Origin of the sequence: Kitasatospora sp. NPDC093558, from assembly GCF_040683475.1 — a bacterium.
Lineage (GTDB): Bacteria > Actinomycetota > Actinomycetes > Streptomycetales > Streptomycetaceae > Kitasatospora.
The window spans coordinates 1-1,874 of the sequence record NZ_JBFBDY010000973.1; the positions used below are offsets into that span (position 1 = coordinate 1).

At 71.2% G+C, this 1,874-nt stretch carries 2 protein-coding genes and 1 pseudogene; 2 read left to right on the forward strand and 1 reads right to left on the reverse strand.

Translation table 11 applies throughout. From position 1 onward, the window contains the following. A pseudogene (locus AB0O00_RS37530) lies at positions 1 to 482 on the reverse strand (AraC family transcriptional regulator); the annotation flags it as partial. A gap of 111 nt (positions 483 to 593) precedes the next feature. Here AB0O00_RS37530 and AB0O00_RS37535 point away from each other — a divergent pair. Together AB0O00_RS37535 and AB0O00_RS37540 are read left to right on the forward strand one after the other, a co-directional pair. Further along, complete coding sequence (locus AB0O00_RS37535; RefSeq protein WP_363659174.1) at positions 594 to 1,409, forward strand: phytanoyl-CoA dioxygenase family protein; 816 nt, start codon at positions 594 to 596, stop codon at positions 1,407 to 1,409. Further along, positions 1,406 to 1,738: a hypothetical protein gene (locus AB0O00_RS37540; protein WP_363659175.1), complete on the forward strand. Its 333-nt coding sequence runs from the start codon at positions 1,406 to 1,408 to the stop codon at positions 1,736 to 1,738. The genes AB0O00_RS37535 and AB0O00_RS37540 overlap by 4 nt, the downstream gene beginning before the upstream one ends. Positions 1,739 to 1,874 lie beyond the last annotated feature (136 nt).

A 1,874-nucleotide genomic window follows, 5' to 3' on the forward strand; every position in this document is an offset into this window, starting at 1 on the left:
AGGGCGGCCGCGACCGACGGATGGGTCGCGGGGACACCGGCCGTGCGCGGCGTGGCCAGTTGCGCCACCAGCCACAGCGCGGCCCACACCTCGGCCGTCGCCCGCGCTGCCGCGTGCGGCCAGGCCGACAGTGCGCCGTGCAACTGCGCGGCGAGCGGCACGAGTTCGGTCCCGGCGTCCTGGATCACCGGGATGCCGAGCGGCGAGCCGGCCGTTCCGAGGCCGAGGTGCACGTAGAGGTGCTCCGACCGGCCCCGGTAGCGGTACCGCACCGTGGTCCCGGGCGGAATGAGGCTGACCCGGCCCGGCCGGATCGCGTGCGCGGAGTCGCCCACCGTCAGGTCGGCGTCGTAGCCGTAGAGATGCAGCTGCCACAGGTTCGGCAGCAAGAACACGTCCGAACGGCTGGCGCAGCCGTGCACGCCGATCCCGACAGCGGCTACGTCGGGAGGCTCGTCGAGATGGGCGAGGGCCGAGTCCATGCCCGAGTTCTACCACGCCCGCCGAGACTCCGGGGTGTGGTGAAAACCGACCAGTGGACGGCGAGCCCGGCCCACTCGGAGAACCGACCCGCGGCTCTAGCGTCTGTCGACATGGACAACCAACGGATCCTGCTCAACTCGGTCCAGATGGCCCGCTTCGTGGCTCACGGATCTCTGCGACTGGACGCGGTCGTGCCCGCGGAGCTGAACGCCGAGGCGTTGACGGTGCTGGCGCAGGGGGTGCCGCGGGTCGGCTACGGGACGCCCCTGTCGAAGGCCTACGCTCCCGGCTCCTTCCCCGCCGGACTGCTGGCGGTGCCGCAGGTCGAAGGCGCGCTGCGCAGCCTGGTCGGCCCGGAGCCGCTCGTGGACCACCACGCCGTCCACGTCCGCGAACCTCACGGCGGGGAGGCGCAAGCGCTGCACGCGGACGCCATCATCGACGTCCGGCCGGACGCCTTCGACGTGCAACTCATGTACTACCCACAGACGGTGACGCTGGAGATGGGCGGCACCCTCAGCGTCCCCGGCAGCCATCTGCGCCGGATCAACGAGTCGGACACGGGCCGCTACCAGAACCTCCGCGGCCAGGACCGGCTGGTCTGCCCGGCCGGGACGGTGGTGTTCGTGCACCACGGCATCTGGCACGGCGGTCGCCGCAACGACAGCGACACGACCCGCTACATGTTCAAGATCCGCTTCAACCCGACGGTCCGCCAGCGACTCCTGTGGGACACCTCGGACCTGCACGACCCGCGCGTGGCCTCCGAACTGGACGTCGCCTTCCCCTGGTACGAACAGGCCACCGGGCGCCTGGAGCGCTACAACCGCACCCTGCTGTGGCGGGAACTGACCGGCGATCCCCACTTCGACCTCGACCACTTGGTGACCAGGGTCTCCAACCGCCCCCAGGAGGCAACGGCATGACGGTCGACTCACCCATGGCCACGCCCACGCCTGCGGCCCCCGCTCCCGTGCTCCGTCAGCAGGTGCTCGTGCTGTACCTGCTCAACTCGGCGCTGGACTCGGACGTGGTGGGCTGGTCGCAGTACGACGGCACCGGCCGCACCTCGCCGACGACGGGAGACAGCGCGGAGCCGCCCTACGGGACCGGACTCGACGCGCTCAAGGACGGCTGGCGGCTGATCCAGGCCGCCCAACTCGTCCCGCCCTACCCGGGCCATGAGCACGACGTCTCCTTCCTCAAGCACGAGTTCTTCTTCGAGCGGATCGAGAAACTCCAAGCCGATCTGTGAACCGCCCCGGTCCCCGTCTCCCCTCCGTACGCCGCTAAACGGCCGTCTCGACGGCAAGCTCCGGCTCGGCTGCCACCGGCACGGCCGTCCGCCGCAGGACGTGCCGCGCCAGCGCCAGCGCCGCCGCGACCGCGAC

Excerpts from the sequence above, each read along its gene's own strand:
- AB0O00_RS37535 (WP_363659174.1), top strand. The coding sequence starts at position 594 with ATGGACAACCAACGGATCCTGCTCAACTCGGTCCAGATGGCCCGCTTC.
- AB0O00_RS37540 (WP_363659175.1), top strand. The coding sequence starts at position 1,406 with ATGACGGTCGACTCACCCATGGCCACGCCCACGCCTGCGGCCCCCGCT.